At 54.7% G+C, this 20,361-nt stretch carries 18 protein-coding genes, 1 tRNA gene and 1 pseudogene; 9 read left to right on the top strand and 11 right to left on the bottom strand.

All coding sequences use genetic code 11. From position 1 onward, the window contains the following. Window positions 1-121: 121 nt before the first annotated feature. From B3075_RS02620 to B3075_RS02640, 5 genes and pseudogenes are all read right to left on the bottom strand, one after another. A pseudogene (locus B3075_RS02620) lies at window positions 122-1,988 on the bottom strand (SLC13 family permease). Between the two features lie 239 nt (window positions 1,989-2,227). Further along, window positions 2,228-2,313 (bottom strand) — tRNA-Tyr (locus tag B3075_RS02625). Window positions 2,314-2,471: 158 nt separating this feature from the next. Further along, a complete protein-coding gene (locus tag B3075_RS02630) occupies window positions 2,472-2,957 on the bottom strand; it encodes a bifunctional nuclease family protein (RefSeq protein ID WP_094136698.1) in 486 nt (161 codons plus the stop codon). 19 nt (window positions 2,958-2,976) lie between these two features. Then, complete coding sequence (locus B3075_RS02635) at window positions 2,977-3,504, bottom strand: gamma carbonic anhydrase family protein (RefSeq protein ID WP_256943566.1); 528 nt, start codon at window positions 3,502-3,504, stop codon at window positions 2,977-2,979. A 129-nt stretch (window positions 3,505-3,633) separates the two neighbouring features. Then, complete coding sequence (locus tag B3075_RS02640; protein ID WP_290489393.1) at window positions 3,634-5,796, bottom strand: hypothetical protein; 2,163 nt, start codon at window positions 5,794-5,796, stop codon at window positions 3,634-3,636. Window positions 5,797-6,152: 356 nt separating this feature from the next. Between B3075_RS02640 and B3075_RS02645 the strand changes: the two genes are divergently transcribed. Together B3075_RS02645 and B3075_RS02650 are read left to right on the top strand one after the other, a co-directional pair. After that, window positions 6,153-6,806: a nitroreductase family protein gene (locus B3075_RS02645; RefSeq protein WP_290489391.1), complete on the top strand. Its 654-nt coding sequence runs from the start codon at window positions 6,153-6,155 to the stop codon at window positions 6,804-6,806. Window positions 6,807-6,814: 8 nt separating this feature from the next. Then, entirely contained in the window at window positions 6,815-7,387 is a 573-nt protein-coding gene (locus B3075_RS02650; RefSeq protein ID WP_094136694.1) for a tyrosine-protein phosphatase, read from the top strand. Between the two features lie 74 nt (window positions 7,388-7,461). Here B3075_RS02650 and B3075_RS02655 read toward each other — a convergent pair whose 3' ends face one another. Beyond that, window positions 7,462-9,393 carry a beta-galactosidase gene (locus tag B3075_RS02655; RefSeq protein WP_290489389.1) on the bottom strand — a complete coding sequence of 644 codons (1,932 nt, stop codon included), beginning with the start codon at window positions 9,391-9,393 and terminating at the stop codon, window positions 7,462-7,464. Window positions 9,394-9,595: 202 nt separating this feature from the next. On the opposite strand from B3075_RS02655, the gene gpmA reads away from it, so the two are divergent. The 4 genes from gpmA (at window position 9,596) to B3075_RS02675 (ending at window position 14,152) form a co-directional block, all read left to right on the top strand. Next, window positions 9,596-10,360, top strand: coding sequence for a 2,3-diphosphoglycerate-dependent phosphoglycerate mutase (gene gpmA / locus B3075_RS02660; protein WP_290489387.1), 765 nt, complete (start codon window positions 9,596-9,598; stop codon window positions 10,358-10,360). Window positions 10,361-10,377: 17 nt separating this feature from the next. Then, window positions 10,378-11,400, top strand: coding sequence for a 2-hydroxyacid dehydrogenase (locus B3075_RS02665; protein WP_290489386.1), 1,023 nt, complete (start codon window positions 10,378-10,380; stop codon window positions 11,398-11,400). 131 nt (window positions 11,401-11,531) lie between these two features. Beyond that, window positions 11,532-12,680: an acyltransferase family protein gene (locus B3075_RS02670; protein WP_290489384.1), complete on the top strand. Its 1,149-nt coding sequence runs from the start codon at window positions 11,532-11,534 to the stop codon at window positions 12,678-12,680. Between the two features lie 62 nt (window positions 12,681-12,742). Further along, the gene (locus B3075_RS02675; protein WP_290489382.1) at window positions 12,743-14,152 is read left to right on the top strand and encodes a DHA2 family efflux MFS transporter permease subunit; all 1,410 of its coding nucleotides are present in this window, start codon (window positions 12,743-12,745) and stop codon (window positions 14,150-14,152) included. Between the two features lie 22 nt (window positions 14,153-14,174). Here B3075_RS02675 and B3075_RS02680 read toward each other — a convergent pair whose 3' ends face one another. Next, window positions 14,175-14,642 carry an acyl-CoA thioesterase gene (locus B3075_RS02680; RefSeq protein WP_290489380.1) on the bottom strand — a complete coding sequence of 156 codons (468 nt, stop codon included), beginning with the start codon at window positions 14,640-14,642 and terminating at the stop codon, window positions 14,175-14,177. 229 nt (window positions 14,643-14,871) lie between these two features. Here B3075_RS02680 and B3075_RS02685 point away from each other — a divergent pair, with 229 nt between their 5' ends. From B3075_RS02685 to B3075_RS02695, 3 genes are all read left to right on the top strand, one after another. Beyond that, window positions 14,872-15,132, top strand: coding sequence for a hypothetical protein (locus B3075_RS02685; RefSeq protein WP_290489378.1), 261 nt, complete (start codon window positions 14,872-14,874; stop codon window positions 15,130-15,132). A gap of 362 nt (window positions 15,133-15,494) precedes the next feature. Next, window positions 15,495-16,394: an SDR family oxidoreductase gene (locus tag B3075_RS02690; protein WP_094136688.1), complete on the top strand. Its 900-nt coding sequence runs from the start codon at window positions 15,495-15,497 to the stop codon at window positions 16,392-16,394. A 168-nt stretch (window positions 16,395-16,562) separates the two neighbouring features. Further along, the gene (locus tag B3075_RS02695; RefSeq protein ID WP_290489376.1) at window positions 16,563-16,769 is read left to right on the top strand and encodes an alginate lyase family protein; all 207 of its coding nucleotides are present in this window, start codon (window positions 16,563-16,565) and stop codon (window positions 16,767-16,769) included. A 95-nt stretch (window positions 16,770-16,864) separates the two neighbouring features. On the opposite strand, the gene B3075_RS02700 is transcribed toward B3075_RS02695, so the two are convergent. The 4 genes from B3075_RS02700 to B3075_RS02715 form a co-directional block, all read right to left on the bottom strand. After that, a complete protein-coding gene (locus tag B3075_RS02700) occupies window positions 16,865-17,374 on the bottom strand; it encodes a thermonuclease family protein (protein ID WP_290489374.1) in 510 nt (169 codons plus the stop codon). Between the two features lie 206 nt (window positions 17,375-17,580). Then, entirely contained in the window at window positions 17,581-17,775 is a 195-nt protein-coding gene (locus B3075_RS02705; protein ID WP_094136685.1) for a hypothetical protein, read from the bottom strand. Between the two features lie 16 nt (window positions 17,776-17,791). Continuing rightward, window positions 17,792-18,307, bottom strand: a complete 516-nt coding sequence (locus B3075_RS02710; protein ID WP_094136684.1) for an IbrB-like domain-containing protein — start codon at window positions 18,305-18,307, stop codon at window positions 17,792-17,794. Then, complete coding sequence (locus B3075_RS02715) at window positions 18,304-19,599, bottom strand: phosphoadenosine phosphosulfate reductase (RefSeq protein ID WP_290489371.1); 1,296 nt, start codon at window positions 19,597-19,599, stop codon at window positions 18,304-18,306. The genes B3075_RS02710 and B3075_RS02715 overlap by 4 nt, the downstream gene beginning before the upstream one ends. Window positions 19,600-20,361 lie beyond the last annotated feature (762 nt).

The raw sequence follows: 20,361 nt of genomic DNA on the forward strand, positions 1-20,361 counted from the left end.
TTAAATGGGGTTTTTGAATAATCCTTTTCTACTCCCGCACGTGCCGGTTGTCTCTCTTTTTTTAGCAATACATGCAAATTACCCGGCGATGCCCCTTTTCCGCCGCGTGAACTCCCCCCGGTCAAGCCTTCCCGAACGGGAAAAACAGCGGAATCACCACGACCATGACCAGCCCCATAATCACCTGCAGGGGAACGCCCACTTTCACGTAATCCATGAACGTATATTTCCCCGCCGGCATGACCAGGGCATTGGGCGGCGTGGAAAAGGGAGAGGCAAAACACATGCTGGTGCCTACGGAAACCGCCAGCAGCAGCGGATAGGGGCTGATGCCCATACTCGCCGCGGATTGCAGGGCGATAGGCGCCAGAAGCACCGCCGTAGCCGTATTGCTGATAAACATGGTCAGCAGGGAAGCCGTGAAATAAACGCCCGCCATCAGGGCAAACGGCCCGAATCCCCCCAGCCCGGCCACCAGCCCATGGGAAATAGCCTCCGAGGCTCCCGTCTTCTCCAGCGCTACGGACATCGGCAGCATGGCGGCAATCAGGACAATGCTCTCCCAGTTGATCGTCCGGTACGCCTCCTCCACATTGCGCAGGCAGCCGCACAACACCATCAGGACAGCGGCAACCAGCACCGCCGCCACAGCAGGCACCCAGTTAAACACCATGGCCGCAATCATCAGCAGCATAATGCCTGCGGCCAGGGGGGGCCTTATGCGTCAGGGTCACCTTGGAGGCCTCTGCCAGAGGCTGGCCCACCACGACCCATTCAAAAGTTTTCTCACTCAGGCGAGCAATATCCGTCCAGGTTCCCTGAACCAGCAGCGTATCTCCGTACTGGAGCTTCACATCCTTCAAATTATGGAAAATGTAATGATTGTCCCGCTGGATGGCCAGAATATTGACCCCGTACTTGGCGCGCAGCCCCGAAGACTTCACGGGCATGTTGATCAGATCCGAGTTCCGCATGAGCAGCATTTCCGCAATGCCTATCTCGTCAAACTTCAACTTGCTTTTCAACAGGGAATCCGTATCTTCCGACGTCTTCCGGTTAATCATCTCCACCCCATATTCTCGGGCAAAACGGGCTACGTCCTCAAACTCCCCCATTACATAAATGACGTCGCCCCGGGCCACCCTCGTATCTGAACCCGCCATGGTCTGGCTGACCGTCTGCAGGAAGGAATGCCGGCCGGAATGCCTGCGGCGCACCTCCACAATATTCACGCGGTAAAGGTCCGGTATCTGAAGATCGTGCAGAGGATGTTCCGTCAGAGGGGAATCCTCCAGCACCCGGAGGCGGTAAAGATTATTAATAATCTGGTACTCATCTATCAGCTGGCTGAGGGATTTCCCCTTGGCCTCGTCTTCCGCCCTGTCGTCATGGCGACCCAGAAACTTCCTGCTGAGGGGAATCAGAGCCAGAATGCCCGTCACGATGCAAACGAGGCCGATGGGGGTGAACGAAAAAAAGCCCAGCCCCTCCATCCCGGCCTCCTGAAGCTGGTTGTTGACGACAAGGTTGGGAGGCGTGCCGATCAGCGTCAGCATGCCGCCCATACTGCTGGCGAACGCCATGGGCATGAGCAGGCGGCTCGTCTGGATGCCTCCGTCTGCAGCCAGGCTCACCAGAATAGGCAGCATCAGCGCCACGGTCCCCGTATTGCTGACAAAAGCGCCTATGCCGGCCGTAACAAGCATGGTCAGCACCAGCAGGCGCAACTCGCTCCTGCCGGCCAGCTTCATGATTCTGCCGCCCATCATCTTGGCCAGGCCCGTCCGGAAAATGGCGCCTCCCACCACGAAAAGCCCCACCATCATCACCACAATGGAATTGGAAAAGCCGGAAAGCGCCTGCTCCGGGCTCAAAATCCCGAACATCATCAGGCAGAGAAGGGAACACAGCGCGACAAGATCGGAACGGACCCTCCCCTGGACAAATAAAACGGCGGATACTCCCAGAATGAGAAGCGTGGTCAACATAACAGTAAACGGCAGGAATGAAAAAACGGCAAGGGGGGATATCTAACACGTCCCGCATGTCTTGTCGATAGGCTGAACAAGTCATTCATCAGACCATCTCTCCGTCGGCGTCCGTCAGAAAAAACGCTTTAGGCATCCTGCTCGGAGAACCCCGCTCCTTCTTTCCTTTCCCAGCATCAGGAGGCTGAAGAAACAATAAAAAACGCGCTCTCCGAAAGAACGCGCCATAAAATGAAAAGTGGTGGGTAGAGAAGGATTCGAACCTTCGAAAGCAAATGCTAACAGATTTACAGTCTGCCCCCTTTGACCGCTCGGGAATCTACCCACTTGAAGTGATGTGCGGCGAATGTATAGGGATTCCCGTGCCTTAGCAAGTTTTTTTTATAAAAAGTAGGTCCTTCCGGAAGCAGGAACCCCATAGGCGACAGCCGTGCCGCCGGAAGAAAAGCGGATGCAGGAACAAAAGGGAGGAAAGGGCAAGTTTTACGAATCTCCCAAATATACCGGAGCGCGGCTGTCCGGGGAATCCGCATCCAGTTGTTCCAGCTGGGGCAGAATATTCTCCATGCTCTCCCATACGGAGGGAACAATCTTGATTCCGGTTCCAAACCGGGCGGCGATCATCAGGGCGTCCGAAGGGCGGGCGTCCAGCTCCACCAGCTTGTCCATCACCTCATTGGCGGCCTCTATGGTCACGCGGGCGTAAAAGACTTCATCCTTGCGGCCGTTGATAAGCACCAGCCTCACCCGGCATTCCATAGAGGATAAAAAGTGAGCCAGCAGGGAAGACGTGTCCGGCCGTACCGGGCGTTCCCCGTTCAGGCAGCGTTCCAGGGCCATGCCGTCTGGCAGCTCCATGAAAATGACGCCCACCTTGCCGGTCAGCGGATCACGCAGGCACACACCCGCCCCGGCCCGGGTGTAGAGCAGGGCGTAAGGTTCCAGGGTAATCAGATGGTCATCCGGCATGGCGGGCGGAAATCACATGTTAAAAACCAGGATTAATGACCCGTTCCGTATAGCGGGCAGCCACCTTGACGTATTTTTCCGCCCATTTGTGGTTATTATCCGCGGATTCCGGCCCCAGATCCTTCACCACCTTGGCAGGAGAACCCAGCACCAGGGAATTGGGGGGGATGACGGTACCTTTGGTAATGAGAGCGCCCGCTCCCACCACAGACCCCCGGCCGATGACCGCTCCATCCAGAATGATGGACCCCATGCCGATCAGGCAATTATCTTCCACCGTGCAGGCGTGCAGAATCACGCCGTGGCCTACGGTTACGTACTTGCCTACATAGCAGCCAAAATCGTCTGCCAGGTGGATGCAGCTATTGTCCTGGATATTGGAGTAATCACCAATGACGATCTTATTGATATCCGCGCGCAGCGTGGTATGGTACCAGATGCTGGCATGTTCTCCAATGGTAACATCTCCAATCAAATCAGCGCTTTCCGCGACAAAAGCGGTATCCGCCACTTTGGGCCAGAAGTTCGCGTAAGGTTCTCTTGCCATATAAGTCATGTATTAATTGAAGATAAGACAGCATTCCAGCCTAAAAACGTTCATTCCTCTGGAATGCCGCAGCCGGAAACGAACACGGCCGCGCCCACGCGAAAATGAAAGGCCGCAGACTCCGCCGCACTAATTCTCTTCCCGGATGCCTTTCTTGCTGTTCTTCTCCCGCTTGTCCGCATCCTTGCGCAGGGAGGCGGCTTTTTTCTCATTACCCCCTTTTTCATAATACCCGGCTATCCTCCGCTGGATGGCGACTTCCTTCTTTATCTTGAAATAATCGCCTGATTTCGTCCGGATAGAGCGGTTGTAGAAAGACTCCGCCTCCCTGGCCATCTGAAGCACGGCCTCCTGGTCCTGGGAAACATACTCGTAATATTGCCCCATCAGCGCTTCAAACACTTCCGCGCGGCGCGCATAATCCTTCATGGACTTCCGGTACAGGGCAGCAACCCCGGCCTTGTCCCCGTTTTCCATCAGGAGATCCGCCTGCCGCTTGATGGCGGCGGAAGTCAGGTCGCTGCGCCCCTCGTCCGTCTCCTTTTCCAGCTTCTTCAGGTCGCGGGCAACATGGCGCTTGTTGGTGGAAGCGTCCCTCATGGGGAAAATATACTCATCTTCCACTCGGGAGGCCATTTCCAGATAATCTGGACGGGAACGGAACTTGCGCTTGATCATGGTCACCAGCTCCTCCCATTCCTCCAGCTTCGTGCCGCTCTCCGGGCGGCTCATCAGGGCAATCAGGCGTTCCCAGCCCAGAGGGCTGCCGGGAGCGGCCTGCGTAGCGGCTTCCAGCATCACCCGGGCGCAATCCGGCTTCCGCGTTTCCTCAAACAAATCCGCCAGGGAAAGATAATCCAGGGCAGTATCCAGCCGGACGCCATTCACCTTCTTGTCCATACCCTGGAGAAGAGTGGATTCATGCTTTGACTTGCAGTTGTGCGGATGGGAAAAATGCCCCGTATTATATCCATACCCGCCGTAAGACTGCCAGGTTTCATCCGTCGTCAGCAGATTGACCCAGGCATGCGGCCCGCGGTTGCCGTCCCCGGTAACATAAGCGGAGGGGATGCCGTTGCATTTGGCGGTATTCACTGCAAAATAAGCTTGATCCATGCAAATGCCGCCTTCATCCAGAATCTCCTGGAAGGTATAATGCGTATATGGATCCTTGCCCAGCGCGGCGCGGTCCATCCGGTAACGGATCATGGAATAGGCCCCTCCCCAGCCTTTCCGGGTAAGGCGCACTTTTTTGCGCGCCCAATCCATCTCTGACCTCGGCAGTCGCACATCCACTACAAACAACAGCTCGGAAGGGCTCAATTTGGTAATGTCCGTGAGAAGTTCACGGGCTTCATCCATCTCCATGAAGTATTCGAATACCTGTTCCAGCGTCAAAGGCGTGGTGGAAATACTGGTAGAAGAAGACGCCCTCAGCCTGGATGGGCTGGAAGCGATGCGGGGATCCAGCATGGCGCAGGCCAGTGCCAGGGCGGAATACCTGCTCCGGGGCATGGCGGAGGTTTTCATCCAGAACTCCGCCCACTTCCTCAGAATTCCTCCCCACTCCCCCCCGGGTGTCTGCTCCCGCGCCATCGTGCGCAGGAAAAGTCTCAGGGGATCGGAAGGGTCCGAAAAAAGCCATGGATAGAAATACCTGGGGGAACCCTCCTTGATTTGTTCCCGGATGGTGTCCGCTCCCACTTTGCTGATGAGCTGGTACAGCTCATTGGCGCGCATGAGGTACGGGCTTTGATCGTACATGGACGCGTCAAATTTGCCGAATTTGATGACTTTCACGGCATCCCGTTCCAGATTGGAGCGCAGGAAATCGGCGTACAAATCATAACGGCCCGTTTCGAGAGCCAAATGGAAGGCATCCGTAAACAACTTCCTGTTGGCGGCGTTATTGGCCTTAAGACTGACCAGAAGAACAGGCTTCTTAAAAATCTCCAGCCGCGGATCCTCCTCCTGGACCACGGGCTCTTCCTTCGGCGCCTCAGGGGCAGGCTCCACCATCTCCGGCTCCTTTTTCTGCCGTTTTCCGGCGGCTTCCTCAGCAGCCAGGCGTTCCGCCTCAAGACGGGCTTTTTCCTCCGCCTCGGCGCGCGCTTGTTCCTCCGCTTTCTTGCGCGCCGCTTCCAATTCCGCGGCTTTCCGTACACGCGCCGCTTTCGCTTCCGCCTCTTTTCTGGCCGCCAGCTCAGCGGCGGCGGCCTTACGTTGAACGGAAACCCGGTGGTAAGCCACTCCGCCGGCGGCAAGGGCCAACACCAGGACGATCATCATCATAATTCCCCTGGAAGAAGATTTTTTATGCCTGGGAAAACCGGGTCGCGGAGAATTGACAGAATTCATGAAATGCAGCTTGAACGCGTTGGAACAAATTGAGCAGGGGGAATGAGACGCCTTATCCCCTGTTCCGCGTAACATAAAAGCGCAATACCTTTCCGAGGTCAACTTGAAACAATGGTCTTTTGCAGAAGGTTCGTTCTCCAAAACACTTTAAGAATCAAAACAAAGTGTTTTTTCTTGTATTTTTATAGCCATTTTATAGTATCAATCTCCTTCATGTTTCCAAAAACATGAGAAAAATACAAGCATCCTGCTGATTATTCCTAACCGCCATCTGTTTTTTCCCATTGCCTATGAAAACTTTCTTTCACCTCAGCCCGTTTCTGGCCGTCATTTCGGGAAGCCTTTTCTCCGGAACGGCCCTCTGCAGCGACATCGTGTTGCCTCCGCCAGATAAAAAGGGAGGAAAACCCCTCATGCAGGTTCTTCAAGAACGGCATTCCACCAGATCCTTTGCAGACAAACCCATCCCGGTGGAAGTCCTCTCTTCCCTGCTCTGGGCTGCGCAAGGCGTCAACCGGGATGATCCCGACTACCGTACGGCGCCGTCCTCCCGGAATTCCAACGAAATAGAAATCTATGTCGTCCTGCCGCAGGGCGCCTATCTTTACAAGCCGAAAACCCACCAGCTGAAGCAAGTGGTTCAGAGCGACATGCGGGCCGCTACGGGCACACAGGAATTCGCGGCTACCGCGCCGTTAAACCTGGTCTATGTAGTAGATCAGTCCAAACAGCCGGGAGATTTTGATGCCAGGAAAAAACTGATTACGGCCTGCACGGATGCGGGATTCATTGGAGAAAATGTTTACCTTTTCTGCGCTTCCGAAGGGCTTGGCACCGTTTTCCGCGCCATGATTGACGCCAACTATATCCAAAAGTGCCTGAAACTCCCCGTTCTCAAAAAAGTCCTGTACGCCCAGAGCGTCGGCTATCCGGCCGATTCCTGAAAAAATCCATGAACCGGAATACTGCGATACTGGCTATTCTGGCGGCGGCCCTTCCCCTTGCCTGTGCGGAAACTATGATGGAATCCGCCGCTCCCATACAGGTAAAAAACGTCCCAAACTGTTACCGCCTCAGCCCGAAGCTGTATCGTTCCGGACAGCCCGGCAACGACGGGTTCAAGGCCCTGGAAAAACTGGGGCTCAAATCTGTCCTGAACCTGCGGGAATACCACAACGACGCCGGCAAGGCGGAACATACCGGATTGCGCCTGTACCGCATGAGACTGGCGGCAGGAAAAGTAACCCGGAAAGAACTCATGGACTGCCTGCTGATCATCAGCAGCGCTCCCAAACCCATTTTGGTGCATTGCTGGCACGGCTCCGACCGCACCGGCATTGTCTGTGCAGCCTACCGCATCGTCATGCAGAACTGGACATCGGAAAAGGCGCTTGAAGAACTGATGGATGAACGCTTCGGACACCACCAGTCCTACTACTCCAACCTCGCGGAACTGATCAAAAATACGGACTGGCAGGCATTCAAGGAGGAATTCCGGAAAAAACAGCAGGCTCAGGGCATCTGACACCCGGGCCACTCCCATGAAGCGATTTCATGGAAACAGCCTTTTCAGCATCGTAGGCAGAAAGCCCGGCGGCTTTACCACTGGTTATCCAGATTTTTGGTATTTATCTTTCCGGGTTCCTTGTTGCGTTCCTTCATGCCGCGGACAGGTTTGGGTTCCTTTTCATGCAGGTCCAGAATATCAATCACATTCTCCCCTTTTTTCAGGAATGGAGCCGGAACATACAGCCTTAATTGAGGGCCCACATTCCAATACCGTCCCACGTTGATTCCGTTCACCCATACATACCCCTTGACATAGCGGGACATGTCCAGAAACGTGTCCTGAGGCTCTTCAATATTCACGACGGCCCGGAAATGCGCTCCTTCCCGTTTCTGGGAAGGCCCCTTTCCTTTGGGAGCACGCACAATGGAGTCGGCTTTCAGGGGAAGCGCCCTCACCGTCCAGTTCTTTAACTCGCGCGTTCCCAGCTTCACAGGGCCGTACACCCCCTTGCGGTCACTCTCCATGCTGATATGGAAATTGATATGCCCCATGGCCTCCACCAGAATTTCCAGCGTTCCCGGCTTCCTGCGCTCCGGCAGCTTCACACTCTTCTGCCCCAGCCGCCGGTCCAGCGTGCCGACCAGCTCCCCGTCCAGATATACCTGGGCATAGTCATTAACATTGGCGAATTCCAGCGTTTCAGGCGGTCCTGCCGGAACGGCAGTGCTGTAAACGGCAATGCCCTGATTCTGATTCCACTGTTCGAAATAGGGAGGCTGCGGGAACTTGCTCCGGAAAGGCTTGGGCAGGTTCTCCCAAAGGCCGGCATGCACTGCGGGCGTGAACTCCGGAATTTCCATGGCCGGAATGTCTGCGGGAGGTTCCGGCACCGCGGCTTCGGGGGGCAACTTTTCCAAGATGATTTCCCGCATCTGGGCATAATATTCATTCATCCGCCCCTGCTCATCCACGGGAGAACCGTAATCATAACTCGTCAGGTCCGGCTGGTATTTTCCCGGCCCTCCGTTGTTGGCTCCGGCCGAGAATCCGAAATTGGTGCCTCCATGGAAAACGAACAAGCTGAAGGAGCGTCCCTTGTCCATAAACCAGCGGACATGGTTGACAACGCCAGGGGTGGGGGCCCAATTCCCCTCCCCCCAGTGCCGCAGCCAGCCCGGATACGTTTCCGAGGAAAAAACGGGAACTCCCGGATTGCATTTATTAGCCACCTTCCAATGGCCGTCATTCAACCCCGGATCCAGCCCTACGGCCACGTCCGGAAGCACCACCCCTTTCAGAAAATGCTCTCCCGCGCCGTCGGATGTGTAAAAGGGGCCAAAACCCTTCCTGCTCCAGAACGACTTCAGCCATTCCATATACTTGCGGTCTTTCCGCTGGTAGCTCCCGTATTCGTTTTCAAGCTGGGTCATCAGAATGGGCCCCCCGTTTTTGGCTAAAAAAGGTTCCGCCACACGGGCCACGGCCTCCAGATAACGCGTCTGCGCCTTCATGAATTTGGCGTCTTCCGTAGTTCTCAATTTGGCCTTGGGATCCTTCAGCAAATAATGAGGCAGCCCTCCCAGGTCCCATTCCCCGCACGCATAGGGGCCGGGACGGAACAAAACCCACATGCCTTCCTCCTGGCATAACTTGAGAAACCCTTCCAGATCCCGGTTCCCCGTCTTAAAGTCAAAGCTGCCGTCCGGTTGCTCATGGTCATTCCAGAACACGTAAAATGCAATCGTATTCAGCCCCATGGCCTTGGCGGTCCTGATGCGGTGCCTCCAGTATTCACGGGGAATGCGCTGGGGATGCATCTCCGCGCCGCGGATCTGGAATGGTTTTCCGTTCAGCATGAACTCCTGGTTCCCTTCCCCGCCGAACCCGAATACAACGGGGGTTCCTCCGGAAAGAGCGGGTTTCTGTACATTCTGGACAGCCTCAGGGCCGGCCCATGCCAATGCTCCCACTCCGACGGCCATCAGGGCGGCAGACCAACTGAAACCATATTGCTTCATCATATTGAACAGTTAATTCATTTGAAGACGGTTGCCAATAACAATTTTTCTCTCTTCTCCGAATCTGCGGAATGCCCTTCCCCTCCGCCAGAAATCTGACGGGGCCGGACGGCACGAATGCCTTCCGTTCCGTGGAATGTGATCATGTCATGTATCCTCATTCCTTTGTGCGAAAACCGGAGGGCGCCTGTCTAAATTTATCAATATGAAAACAATTGTCCTTCTGCGCCATGGAGAAAGCACGTGGAACCGTGAAAACAGATTCACCGGATGGACGGACGTGGACCTGACGGAATTGGGAATACAGGAAGCCAACCGCGCGGGCGACCTTCTGAAAGACAGGGGAATGGCCTTTGACCATGCCTACACCTCTTATCTTAAGAGGGCCGTGAAAACGCTCAACTGCGTGCTGGACCGTTTGGACCAGGACTGGCTGCCCGTCTCCAAAAGCTGGAGGCTGAATGAAAAGCACTACGGCATGCTCCAGGGCCTGAATAAAAGTGAAACGGCCCAAAAATACGGAGACGAACAGGTACTGATCTGGAGGCGCAGTTATGACGTGGCGCCTCCTCCCCTGGCGGAGGACAATCCCTCCAACCCCAAATGGGATCCCCGCTACAAGGGAGTGCCGGACAGCGAACTTCCGCGAACGGAATCACTGAAAGAAACTATTGACCGCATGATGCCCTACTGGAAAGGAACCGTTCTTCCTTCTCTCCGGACGCTGGACAATATCCTGATCGTAGCCCACGGCAACACGTTGCGGGGCATGATCAAATATTTGAAAAACATTCCTGACGAACAGCTTCTTTCCCTGAATCTTCCTACCGCCACCCCCTATGTATTTGAATTTGACGACTCCCTGAACCTGGGAAAAGACTACTTTCTTGGGGACCCGGAAGAAATCCGCAAACGCATGGCGGCCGTCGCCGGCCAGGGAAGCGCAAAGAAAAAAACGCCTACGGAATAACCTCACTATCCTTTCCTATGACCGGCCATTCCTGCCGCATTGCGTTCTTTGACGCCAAGCCCTACGACCGGGATTCCTTCAATTCTGTCAATGAACGCGAATTTCATTACGACATCCGTTACTTCAAGGGGCATCTCACTCCGGACAGCGTGCCCCTGACCCACGGTACGGACGTAGCGTGCATTTTCGTCAACGACACGGCAAACCGGGAAGTAATACGGAACCTGAAGAAAAACGGCGTCAAATTGCTGGCTCTGCGTTGCGCCGGATTCAATAATGTGGATCTGAAAGCGGCGGAAGAAGCGGGACTGCCCGTCGTGCGGGTGCCCCAATATTCTCCCTATGCGGTAGCGGAACATGCCGTGGCCCTGATGCTTTCCCTGAACCGCAAAATACACCGCGCCTACTGGCGCACCAGGGACGGCAATTTTTCTCTTCACGGCCTGATGGGCTTTGACATGAATGGAAAAACGGCCGGCATCATCGGAACTGGAAAAATCGCCAGAATCCTCATCCGCATTCTCAAAGGCTTCGGAATGAACATCCTGGCCTATGACCCGTACCCTGACCGGCGCTTTGCGGAAGAAGCCGGCATTACGTACACCACCCTGAACGATCTGTACGCCCGGTCCGATATCATCTCCCTGCACTGCCCCCTTACTCCGGAAACGGAACACCTGATCAATACGGATTCCATCGGAAAAATGAAGGATGGAGTGATGATCATCAACACGGGACGCGGCAAGCTGATTAACACGGAAATGCTGATTGACGGCCTGAAATCAAAAAAAGTGGGGTCTGCCGGACTGGACGTGTACGAAGAAGAGGGAGAATATTTCTACGAAGACAAATCTGACAAAATCATTGATGACGACACCCTGGCCCGCCTTCTTTCCTTCAACAACGTTATCCTGACTTCCCACCAGGGCTTTTTCACGAAAGAAGCCCTGCACAATATTGCGGAAGTCACCCTGCGCAACATCCGGGATTTTCTGGAAGGCAAACCTCTGATCAACTGCGTCACGCTCCAGTCACGCTGAACGTGTCCGGCGGGTATTTCACGGAAATACGGAACTTTCTCATCCTCCTTCTGCCGGGCAGAAGGAGAAATCCGGGGAAAGGCGGCAGTCTTTTTATGCAAGCGCCGCCATTTCCCGCCGTATTATACACTATGAGCACTCCGTCCCCTGCCTCCTTCCCGGCTTCCAAACCGCACTACGCCGCTCTGGACGGTCTCCGCGGGGTGGCCGCTGTCATGGTGGTTCTGTTCCACATGTTTGAAGGCAGCGCCAGGGACCTCCAGTTCCATACGGACCAGATCATCAACCACGGTTATCTGTCCGTGGACTTCTTCTTCATGCTGTCCGGCTTCGTCATCGGATACGCCTATGACGATCGCTGGGGAAACATGACCCTGTGGAACTTCTGCAAGCGGCGGCTGGTGCGCCTTCAACCCATGGTGGTCATGGGAATGCTGTTGGGGGGAATCCTCTTTTACTTCCAGGGTTCTGAAATCTTCCCGAACCTCGCGCAAACCCCCGTATGGAAAATGCTGCTGGTCATGACCGTGGGATTCACGCTGCTGCCCGTTCCCGTTTCCCTGGATGTGCGCGGATGGTCGGAAATGCACCCGCTGAACGGTCCGGCCTGGTCCCTCTTCTTCGAATACGTCGCCAACATCCTTTACGCCGTGCTCATCAGAAAGTTTACCAGCAGATGGCTGGCGGTCCTGGTCTTTCTGGCGGGCTGCGCCCTCATTCACCAGTGCTACACGCAGGGCAACAACATCGGCGGCTGGACTCTGGATGCGGAACAGTGCCGTGTGGGGCTCACACGGCTCATGTTCCCCTTCTTCGGCGGCCTGCTCCTGTTCCGCCTGTGCAAACCGGGACGGATCAGGCATGGTTTCTGGTGGTGCAGCCTGCTTCTGGTGGGGGCGCTGGCGGCTCCCCATGTAGGAGGCGCGGAAAATTTCCGCCTGAACGGCCTGTATGACGCCTTCTGCATCATCGTCATCTTTCCCGCGGTAATCTTCCTCGGGGCCAGCGACATCCCCGGAGACATTTCCGCCCGAGCCAGCCGGTTTTTGGGAAACATCTCCTATCCCCTTTATATCACCCACTATCCTATCGTATATCTCTACCTGGCCTGGGTTCACGACGCGGAAGTCCCTCTTTCCCGTGCGCTCCCCGTGGCGGCTGGCGTCTTACTCCTCTGCATTGCCGTAGCCTGCGGGTGCCTGAAGCTTTATGACGAGCCCGTGCGCGCATGGCTCTCCAAACGCGTGCTGAAGCGACGCCCCCCGGAACCCGGGGCGTAAAGCGGAACAAACATCTGCCTTGCCCCGGATGGAGCCAGGCCGGATACTGCCGGCGGTCTTTCATGGAAAAACTGCCGACATCCTTCAAAGCTCTGCGCTACCTGCCCTTTCTTGTGGCATCGGCATTCTTTATGCAGATGCTGGATGCCACCATCCTGAACACGGCCATTCCCACCATTGCCCGCAGCTTCAACAGCCATCCGCTGCAACTCCACTCCCTGGTAACGGCCTATACGCTCACCGTCTGCGTCCTGATACCGGCCTCCGGATGGATCTCCGACAAGCTGGGCTCCCGCCGTACTTTCCTGCTGGCCATCTCTGTTTTTTCTGCGGGGTCCCTCCTGTGCGCCCTTTCCACCTCCATTCCCATGATGACGGCATGCCGCGTCATCCAGGGAATAGGAGGCGCCTTCCTGATGCCCGTCGGGCGCCTTGTCGTCCTGCGCTCCTATCCCCGTTCCATGTTCGTCAATGTCCTGAACATTGTGACGATTCCTGCGCTGCTGGGTCCCCTTCTGGGGCCGGTGCTGGGCGGCATCATCGCGCAGTACGCTTCCTGGCACTGGATATTCCTGATCAACATCCCGGTTGGCATGGCGGGCCTGTGGGCCACCCGGAAGCTGATGCCGGACCTGAAAGCGGTTCGGGAACAAAAATTCGACTGGCGGGGGTTCTTCCTCTTCTCCTCCTCCGCCGTGCTGGCTACAATGGGCCTCTCCTCCGCGGGAGGCGTAACCGATAAGACGCGCATGGCCATCCTCACGTCAGCCGGAGGCATTCTCCAGCTTCTGTACTGGACGCTGGCGTTCCGTTCAAAAGCCCCCATCTTCAGCCCGGCTCTGTTCCGCATCAGAAACTTTGCCATCGGAATCGCCGGCAACATCGTCTGCCGCCTGGGCGGAAGCTGTCTGCCGTATCTGATCCCGCTTTTCTTTCAGGTGGTGCTCGGTTATTCCGCCCTTCAATCCGGCCTGTCCCTGATTCCGCTGGCCCTGAGCAATTTACTGGCAAAAACGGTTGCGCCGCGTCTGCTCGGGAAATTTGGTTACCGGAACATCATGGTCGTCAATACCTTTACCATAGGCGTTCTGCTGGCCTCCTTCCATTTTGCAGGCCCCGAAACCCATGAGCTCATTCTTCTGGGCATGCTCGCAATGCTGGGCGGGGCCAACTCCATTCAGTTCACCTGCATGAACACTCTGACGCTGATTGACCTTCCCAATGCAGACGCCAGCAGCGGAAACTCCCTGCTTTCCACAATCATGCAGCTCTCCATTGCTGTCAGTATTGCCGTGGCTTCCCTGCTGCTGGACAGTTTCGGCGGCCATGCGGCTACCTCCGGGAAAGCTGTGGAAGCCGCCTTTCATGCCACTTTCGCCACCATCGGCGCCATTGCCGCGGCCAGCTCCTTCATCTTCGCCCTGGTGGACAAAGACAAGGGAATCACCCGCAAACGCAGAAAAGCAGCCTGAAGGGGAAAACCTCCGCCCCTGTTCAGGAACAGGAAGAGGGGCCTTCCGCCTCAAGGGAACAGCACTGCGCAAACCGGGCGCGGGACTCTTCCAGAGTAATCGGTTTCTTATCCTCCCCCAGGGCTACATAAACCAGCTCCGCCTCTGTAATCTTGGCAATGTTATTGCAGAGCTTCGTCAGGCGTTCCGCGTACACCTCCACCTTCACGGTAATGGAAGTGCGGCCCACCCTGATAATCTCCGCATAAAAGGAAACGACGTCGCCCACCAGCACGGGAGCTTCAAACGTCAGGCTGCTTACCGCACGCGTCACGATATAGCGGCTTAACGCATAACGCATAGCGGTATTGGCTCCCGCCAGGTCCACCTGGCTCATCACCCAGCCGCCGAATACTTCCCCGCTTTGATTGGTGTCCGCAGGCATGGGTTCCACGCGCAGGGCGGGAATGCGCCCTTCCGGGAGCCGGGTATGATGATATGTATTTTCCATAAATAAGAATAATTATAAATTAATGAAAATATGCTTATCTATCACAGCCCTCTTGTAAAGGGTAAAACGCGGAAGCGGAAAATGGGGGGCGCCGGCACGCTCTGCGGGAAAAAGAAATCAACCAGAAATAAAATGCCTTCCCAGATTGATTACTGCTGGACGGGCGGATTTCCGTGTCTTATCCCGGGGCTTTTCCACCATGGCCGGCAAAGGCGGTTGTCCATTACTCATGGACCGCAACCATGAATCCAAAATGAAAAAAGTGGACGGAGAGGAACATCCCGCTTCCGACTTTGCCTACGTTCCCGATCCGGAAAAGCCTTCCACCTGGAAACTGCCGATTTTCAATATGCGCCATGTAGGAGGGGCCCTGGCCGCCATGACCGGCGACTATCGCGGCAATCCCGTTGAAATACCGGAAAGAGATCGCCGTGCCGTCATGAAAAAAATCCTGGCCAGGAAAGTGAAACTGGAACAGGAGGAAAACTGATTCCGTTTTCTTTCATTCCGTTTTTCCGCTTTTAAAAAGAAATTTAATTATTCGAAAATTATCAAGCATCCCAAGGATGTTTTTCTTTAAGGCGGATTGGGAAATTCAACCAGATTCAAAAAATCTGAAAATCAAACATCTTTCTCCGGTCTATAAAAACAACATGCATAAAATTCCTATATAAATAAATATCAATGACATATTGAAATAAAAACATGTCTTCCCCTGAACAGGCCGTTCGAATCCAGGTCATCACGGATAGGAAATGAAGAATGCCGGGAAAAAATGCTGCCGGTCATTTCCCGCATGGCAGCGCTTTTCCCCTTCCGTCAACTCCGTCCCAAAATATAACTGATGATAAAATGAACACAGAAGACATTAATAAAATACAGGACCCGCGCGGCGAATTCCGCCAGGAAGGATATGAACAACAACAGCAGAAAGCCCCCGGCCTGCAATCCGAAATGAAACCCGTGCCGGATTCCGGGGAACAGAGCTACCATGGCTGCAACAGGCTCCGTGGCCGAAAAGCCCTGGTCACAGGGGGAGATTCGGGTATAGGCCGGGCGGCGGCTATTGCCTACGCACGCGAAGGAGCCGACGTAGCCTTGAACTATCTTCCTGAAGAACAAAGCGATGCCGAAGAAGTGGCGGAACTCATCAGAAAGGAGGGCCGGAAGGCCGTCCTGCTGCCGGGAGACCTCAGCGATGAAGCCTTTTGTAAAAAACTCGTCAGGGATGCCCTGGAAAAACTTGGCGGGCTGGACATCATGGCCCTGGCAGCAGGCAAGCAAGTGGCGGTGGAAGATATTCGTGACATTACCACGGAACAATTAACCAAGACATTTGAAGTAAATGTGTTCTCTCTGTTCTGGATTGCCAGGGAAGCCCTTCCGCATCTCAAGCCGGGGACGAGCATCATTACCTGCTCATCCATCCAGGCCTACCAGCCCGGCAAGAACCTGGTGGACTATGCCTCCACGAAAGCGGCTATCATCGCGTTCAGCCGCGCCCTGGCCAAGCAGGTCGCTCCCAAAGGCATCCGGGTCAATGTGGTGGCTCCCGGCCCCATCTGGACAGCTTTGCAAGTAACCGGAGGCCAGCTGCAGAAAGACCTGCCGGAATTCGGACGGAAAACGCCCCTCAGAAGGGCAGGCCAGCCTGTAGAGCTCTCCGGACTGTACGTCTTTCTCGCCTCCCAGGAATCCAGCTTCATTACTGCGGAGGTCTTTGGCGTTACCGGCGGCATGCATCTGGCCTGATGCGGAATCCCTATCCGCAGGCCACACCTCCGGATAACCGGGAAAGCGGCCGGAAACGGCTCTGCAAAGAAATCAGGGCATGGCTCCATTTCCCGGTTATCCCGGAAAAAGATTCCTGCTTGAATAGCAGGTAATGGCATTCCGGAGGTTTTAGCACGGGGATACCTGGTGCATCTTGCAGAACGCATGGGCGACAAAAACTACCGTTACCGGAAAACGCCCGCCGGTGCTTCCATCCAGAAAGCTGTGGACTATCTCCTGCCTTACCGCGCCAACCCTGAAACATGGCTCCGGCAAGGCTCCGGGGCAAACACTCCCCTTCCCGCCATCTTTGAACCGGCGCAGACGGGCGGGACACAACGGAAACGCTCCTGAACCACGCCCGCCGTTAAAAACGCCCGTTGTTCCTGCTTATTGAACATTCCCTGTTCAGCAGCATTATTAACGGGACCGTTTTCACGGAAAACGGCTTAATAAGAAATTTCCCCGGTGTTTTTTCTGTCAGATTTTTCCTTTCTTTTTGCTGCTTTCCATTCCCACGGAGATATGGGATTCGGGTCAGACCAGATGCCTTTTTGGGCCTTTCTGGCATCCCTTTCAAGAGAAACGAGCTTCCGGCTGGCGGAAAAATTTTTATAAATCCACGCCCATCCTTCCTTTACCATCTCTTCGTTGACGAACATTTTTCCATGCCATATTTCCCCTAAAATACGGCCGTACCTGTCATTCCCGGTATACCGGACTGTAACCGTCTCTCCCCAAATCAGCTTTTCCAGGTATTCCTTGGCGCCTTCATACCCGTCCTGCCCCCTTTCCGGCGTATCAATTCCCTCAAGCCGTATCCGATGCGTACGCATTTGTTCAGGCGTCTTTTCCAGAAGGATGACCGTGTCGCCGTCAATCACGTTAATCACGACTCCCCTCATACTTTCGGCAAAAACCATGCAGGGACTTATCAGGAAAACCAAAAGCCATTTCATGAAAAATGATATAATCTAAAAAATATCAGGCCGCAACTATTCTTTAGAGGAACTGTTCCCGCACTGTTCATGCGGCCGGGAACGAAGGGAAACCTCTCCGGCATCCACAGGCAATCAACCATGCGGCCATGGGGAATGGACTGCAAGTTCAGCAAGGAGAACCGGACGCCCTGCAGCATTCAACGGCATGGGATGAATCATCTTACTCATTTCTTCAATTCTTCTGCTATTCTGCCGAGATTCTTTTCCGTTGCCTTTCTCAATTTCTCCTGCTGTTTCCAGTACCACGCCGTTCTTTCCGATACTCCGGCCTGCTTCGCCAGCCAGCGCACGGCTCCGCTCGTGTCACAGCCCGTTTTCTTCTGAACGGCTTCCAGAAGTTGAGCGACATATTGATTCATGGATTCCGGGGCGATATTATTTCGATTCCCATGCCTGGCTGAATTCCCCCTCCCGGAACAGGGAGGCAATCCCGCTGAGCTGCTTGAGGCGCAGCAATTCTTCCGCGTCCATTCCCAGGTTTTTAAGTATCCACGCATCTGACATGCCCGCCTCCGTCAACTCCTGGATAATACTGGTCATGAGGGCGATATTATGAGATCCCCGGGCACGGTTGTGCCTGATGGTGGAAGCCATGCGGTTTCCAAGAGGCTTGTCGATTACGGCCACCGGCATCATGCCGCCCTCCCGTTCGTAAATATCGCGGTAGGTTTTCATAATCTGGCAGCGGTGGAAACCGTCCACGATTTCATAGGTCCCGTCCTCCAGCTTATAGCAGACAATGGGCATCGTATAGCCGTCCTCCTTGATGCTCTGGTAGAGCAGCTTCATTTCGGGGGGCGCCACGCTGTTCGGATTGTAAGCGTTGGAACGTATCTGGTCCAGAGGAACGCGCCGGATTTGGTAAACGGGGGATTGATAGGAGCTTTTCATAAAATGTTGCGATATTTATTGACGGCGGCCCGGCGCCGGGCAATCGCTCCCTTGGTTGGGCCGAACCCGGCGTACTTGCAAAAGTAGTCGTTCTTCATGATGCAGATGCACATACGCTTGTAGGAAGGCACCTGCCGGAAATTGCTGACCGGCATGTCGTCAGGGTAGCCCATGAACCGGACGACGTCGCGGTCGACGTAACGGCCCGACTTTCCCGTCACGGTCGCCAGCGGATAGGCGGCCAGCACTTCATCGGCAGTTCCGGGATCGACGGTGCCCCCTTTCATCCAGTACTTTTTGGACCTTTCCAAAATGTTGTTGTAGTGTTCCGCCGTTTTCCTGTTCATTGTAGAAAGCAGGAATTCATAATAGGACTTCCAGGTATGGCCGGGCGGCAGTTTGATGGTTTTCCAGCCCATGGCCGTCGTGCCTCCGTACAAACCCGTAAAATTGACGCCGTTGACGCGGCCGACCATGCGCGCCCAGTTGGCAGGATCAATAACTTTGTAAAGCTTCAGGCTTTCCTGGGCGCAGTCATTGAACGGGCTCGCCACCCGCATCTGCCCGATCGTGAGGCCTGCCTGGTACAGGAGGTCATAAAGGCGGTTGTAGTCAAAACCAAAGCGGGCGTTGGCCGTCCAGACGTCACTGACGCGCCAGTCATAAAGAGGGTAGGCGCTGACGGTCATGGCGTCAGCCCGTGTAATCCACTTCCTTCCCTCATAAGACGTCCTCTTATTGCCGCGGGCAACGGCGGCGTATCTGTTGAGGCTTTCATCCGCCCGCAGCCCTACCATGACGGCAGTGCTTCCGTGTTTTTTGGCAAAATGGCGTGAAAGCTTATCCTGGAATTCATAGTCCACCATGCCGTGCCGGAACGGAACGTCCAGATTCTTTTCGTTGACTACATAGGGATTCTCCGGCATGGGCCGCACCCACAGTTTTTTTTGGGCGGCGCTCCACGGCGTCCAATAGGGTTCCCCCAGGGAGCATGCGGACTGGGCCCTGATCGGCACACAATACCACATTTTACGGATGCCGGGGAATTGCTCCAGAAATGTTCTGGTCACATACTCGGTCGTCATCTGGTATTGGGCCTCATAATCAAGGTGGTACATGGACAGTTTGTCCAGCAGGCCTTGTTCGGCGGCGTAACGATAGCAGAGATTAAGCATGACGCCGCTGTCCTTGCCGCCCGAAAAGGACACCAGGACATTGTCAAACTCCCGGAAACAATAGGCAATGCGTTCTAAAGCCGCCTCATAAACATTTTTATCCAGATATGTTTTCACAATTTTTCCAAAGCCTGGTTTCCGCCATCCGCCGCCAGCTCCCTGCCGGATGAGAACACGCCGCCCCGGATACGGTCGCCGGAAGCCATGCATTTTCCCTGAAACCGCTCTTGAAGCCTGCAGTTCATAGGGATATCCCCTGTTCTTTCAAACAGGATTGCAGCGCTTTTATTCCTGCATAAATAAGCAACATCATGTTTTTTCATGTTTTCAAACGCGCAGCATCTTATCGTCCGCTATTTTCCGTCAGCAATACCAACCTACTGAATTATTGCGGCAGGTCAATGTTTTTACTGCAATTATTTCAGTAATTTTATTGTCATCGCTCTTCTTCTCAAAATACCCGCGCTTTTTAGCGAGTAACGCCATTACCGAAACGCCTTGCCTATGGCGTCATGACCTTCTTTCCCTCTCCACGGCATCCCCGCCATGTTCAGAATGCACAAAGCTGCGGCGGCATACACGGTCCCGGAATAGGAGACGCAGAAACGATAATCCGCTTAAAATGATCGTGGCCGGGAAAAGCCCCCCTTTTCCTTGTTACAACCCGGGATCCCAACAGAACATGAATCTCCGGCGCACTCCTTAAACATGCCGCCAGATTAGCGCTTCAGGCGTTTCATGATTTTCTCTGAAACGCCAATGTTACGCCAAAACGGAATCAAAAAATGATATACGGCCAGCATTTATGGCTGTTTTTCCGTGGTTTTTTACACTTCCAGCCTCAAAACAGGCAAAAAAGAAGCCCTGTAATCCATTAAA

This window comes from Akkermansia sp. UBA7090, from assembly GCF_002493465.1.
In the GTDB taxonomy this organism is placed as follows: domain Bacteria; phylum Verrucomicrobiota; class Verrucomicrobiia; order Verrucomicrobiales; family Akkermansiaceae; genus Akkermansia; species Akkermansia muciniphila_A.

Excerpts from the sequence above, each read along its gene's own strand:
- gpmA (WP_290489387.1), top strand. The coding sequence starts at position 9,596 with ATGAAAACAATTGTCCTTCTGCGCCATGGAGAAAGCACGTGGAACCGT.
- B3075_RS02670 (WP_290489384.1), top strand. The coding sequence starts at position 11,532 with ATGAGCACTCCGTCCCCTGCCTCCTTCCCGGCTTCCAAACCGCACTAC.
- B3075_RS02680 (WP_290489380.1), bottom strand. The coding sequence starts at position 14,642 with ATGGAAAATACATATCATCATACCCGGCTCCCGGAAGGGCGCATTCCC.
- B3075_RS02690 (WP_094136688.1), top strand. The coding sequence starts at position 15,495 with ATGAACACAGAAGACATTAATAAAATACAGGACCCGCGCGGCGAATTC.
- B3075_RS02705 (WP_094136685.1), bottom strand. The coding sequence starts at position 17,775 with ATGAATCAATATGTCGCTCAACTTCTGGAAGCCGTTCAGAAGAAAACG.
- B3075_RS02685 (WP_290489378.1), top strand. The coding sequence starts at position 14,872 with ATGGACCGCAACCATGAATCCAAAATGAAAAAAGTGGACGGAGAGGAA.
- B3075_RS02630 (WP_094136698.1), bottom strand. The coding sequence starts at position 2,957 with ATGCCGGATGACCATCTGATTACCCTGGAACCTTACGCCCTGCTCTAC.
- B3075_RS02655 (WP_290489389.1), bottom strand. The coding sequence starts at position 9,393 with ATGATGAAGCAATATGGTTTCAGTTGGTCTGCCGCCCTGATGGCCGTC.
- B3075_RS02700 (WP_290489374.1), bottom strand. The coding sequence starts at position 17,374 with ATGAAATGGCTTTTGGTTTTCCTGATAAGTCCCTGCATGGTTTTTGCC.
- B3075_RS02635 (WP_256943566.1), bottom strand. The coding sequence starts at position 3,504 with ATGGCAAGAGAACCTTACGCGAACTTCTGGCCCAAAGTGGCGGATACC.
- B3075_RS02640 (WP_290489393.1), bottom strand. The coding sequence starts at position 5,796 with ATGATGATGATCGTCCTGGTGTTGGCCCTTGCCGCCGGCGGAGTGGCT.
- B3075_RS02710 (WP_094136684.1), bottom strand. The coding sequence starts at position 18,307 with ATGAAAAGCTCCTATCAATCCCCCGTTTACCAAATCCGGCGCGTTCCT.
- B3075_RS02650 (WP_094136694.1), top strand. The coding sequence starts at position 6,815 with ATGAACCGGAATACTGCGATACTGGCTATTCTGGCGGCGGCCCTTCCC.
- B3075_RS02645 (WP_290489391.1), top strand. The coding sequence starts at position 6,153 with ATGAAAACTTTCTTTCACCTCAGCCCGTTTCTGGCCGTCATTTCGGGA.
- B3075_RS02675 (WP_290489382.1), top strand. The coding sequence starts at position 12,743 with ATGGAAAAACTGCCGACATCCTTCAAAGCTCTGCGCTACCTGCCCTTT.
- B3075_RS02665 (WP_290489386.1), top strand. The coding sequence starts at position 10,378 with ATGACCGGCCATTCCTGCCGCATTGCGTTCTTTGACGCCAAGCCCTAC.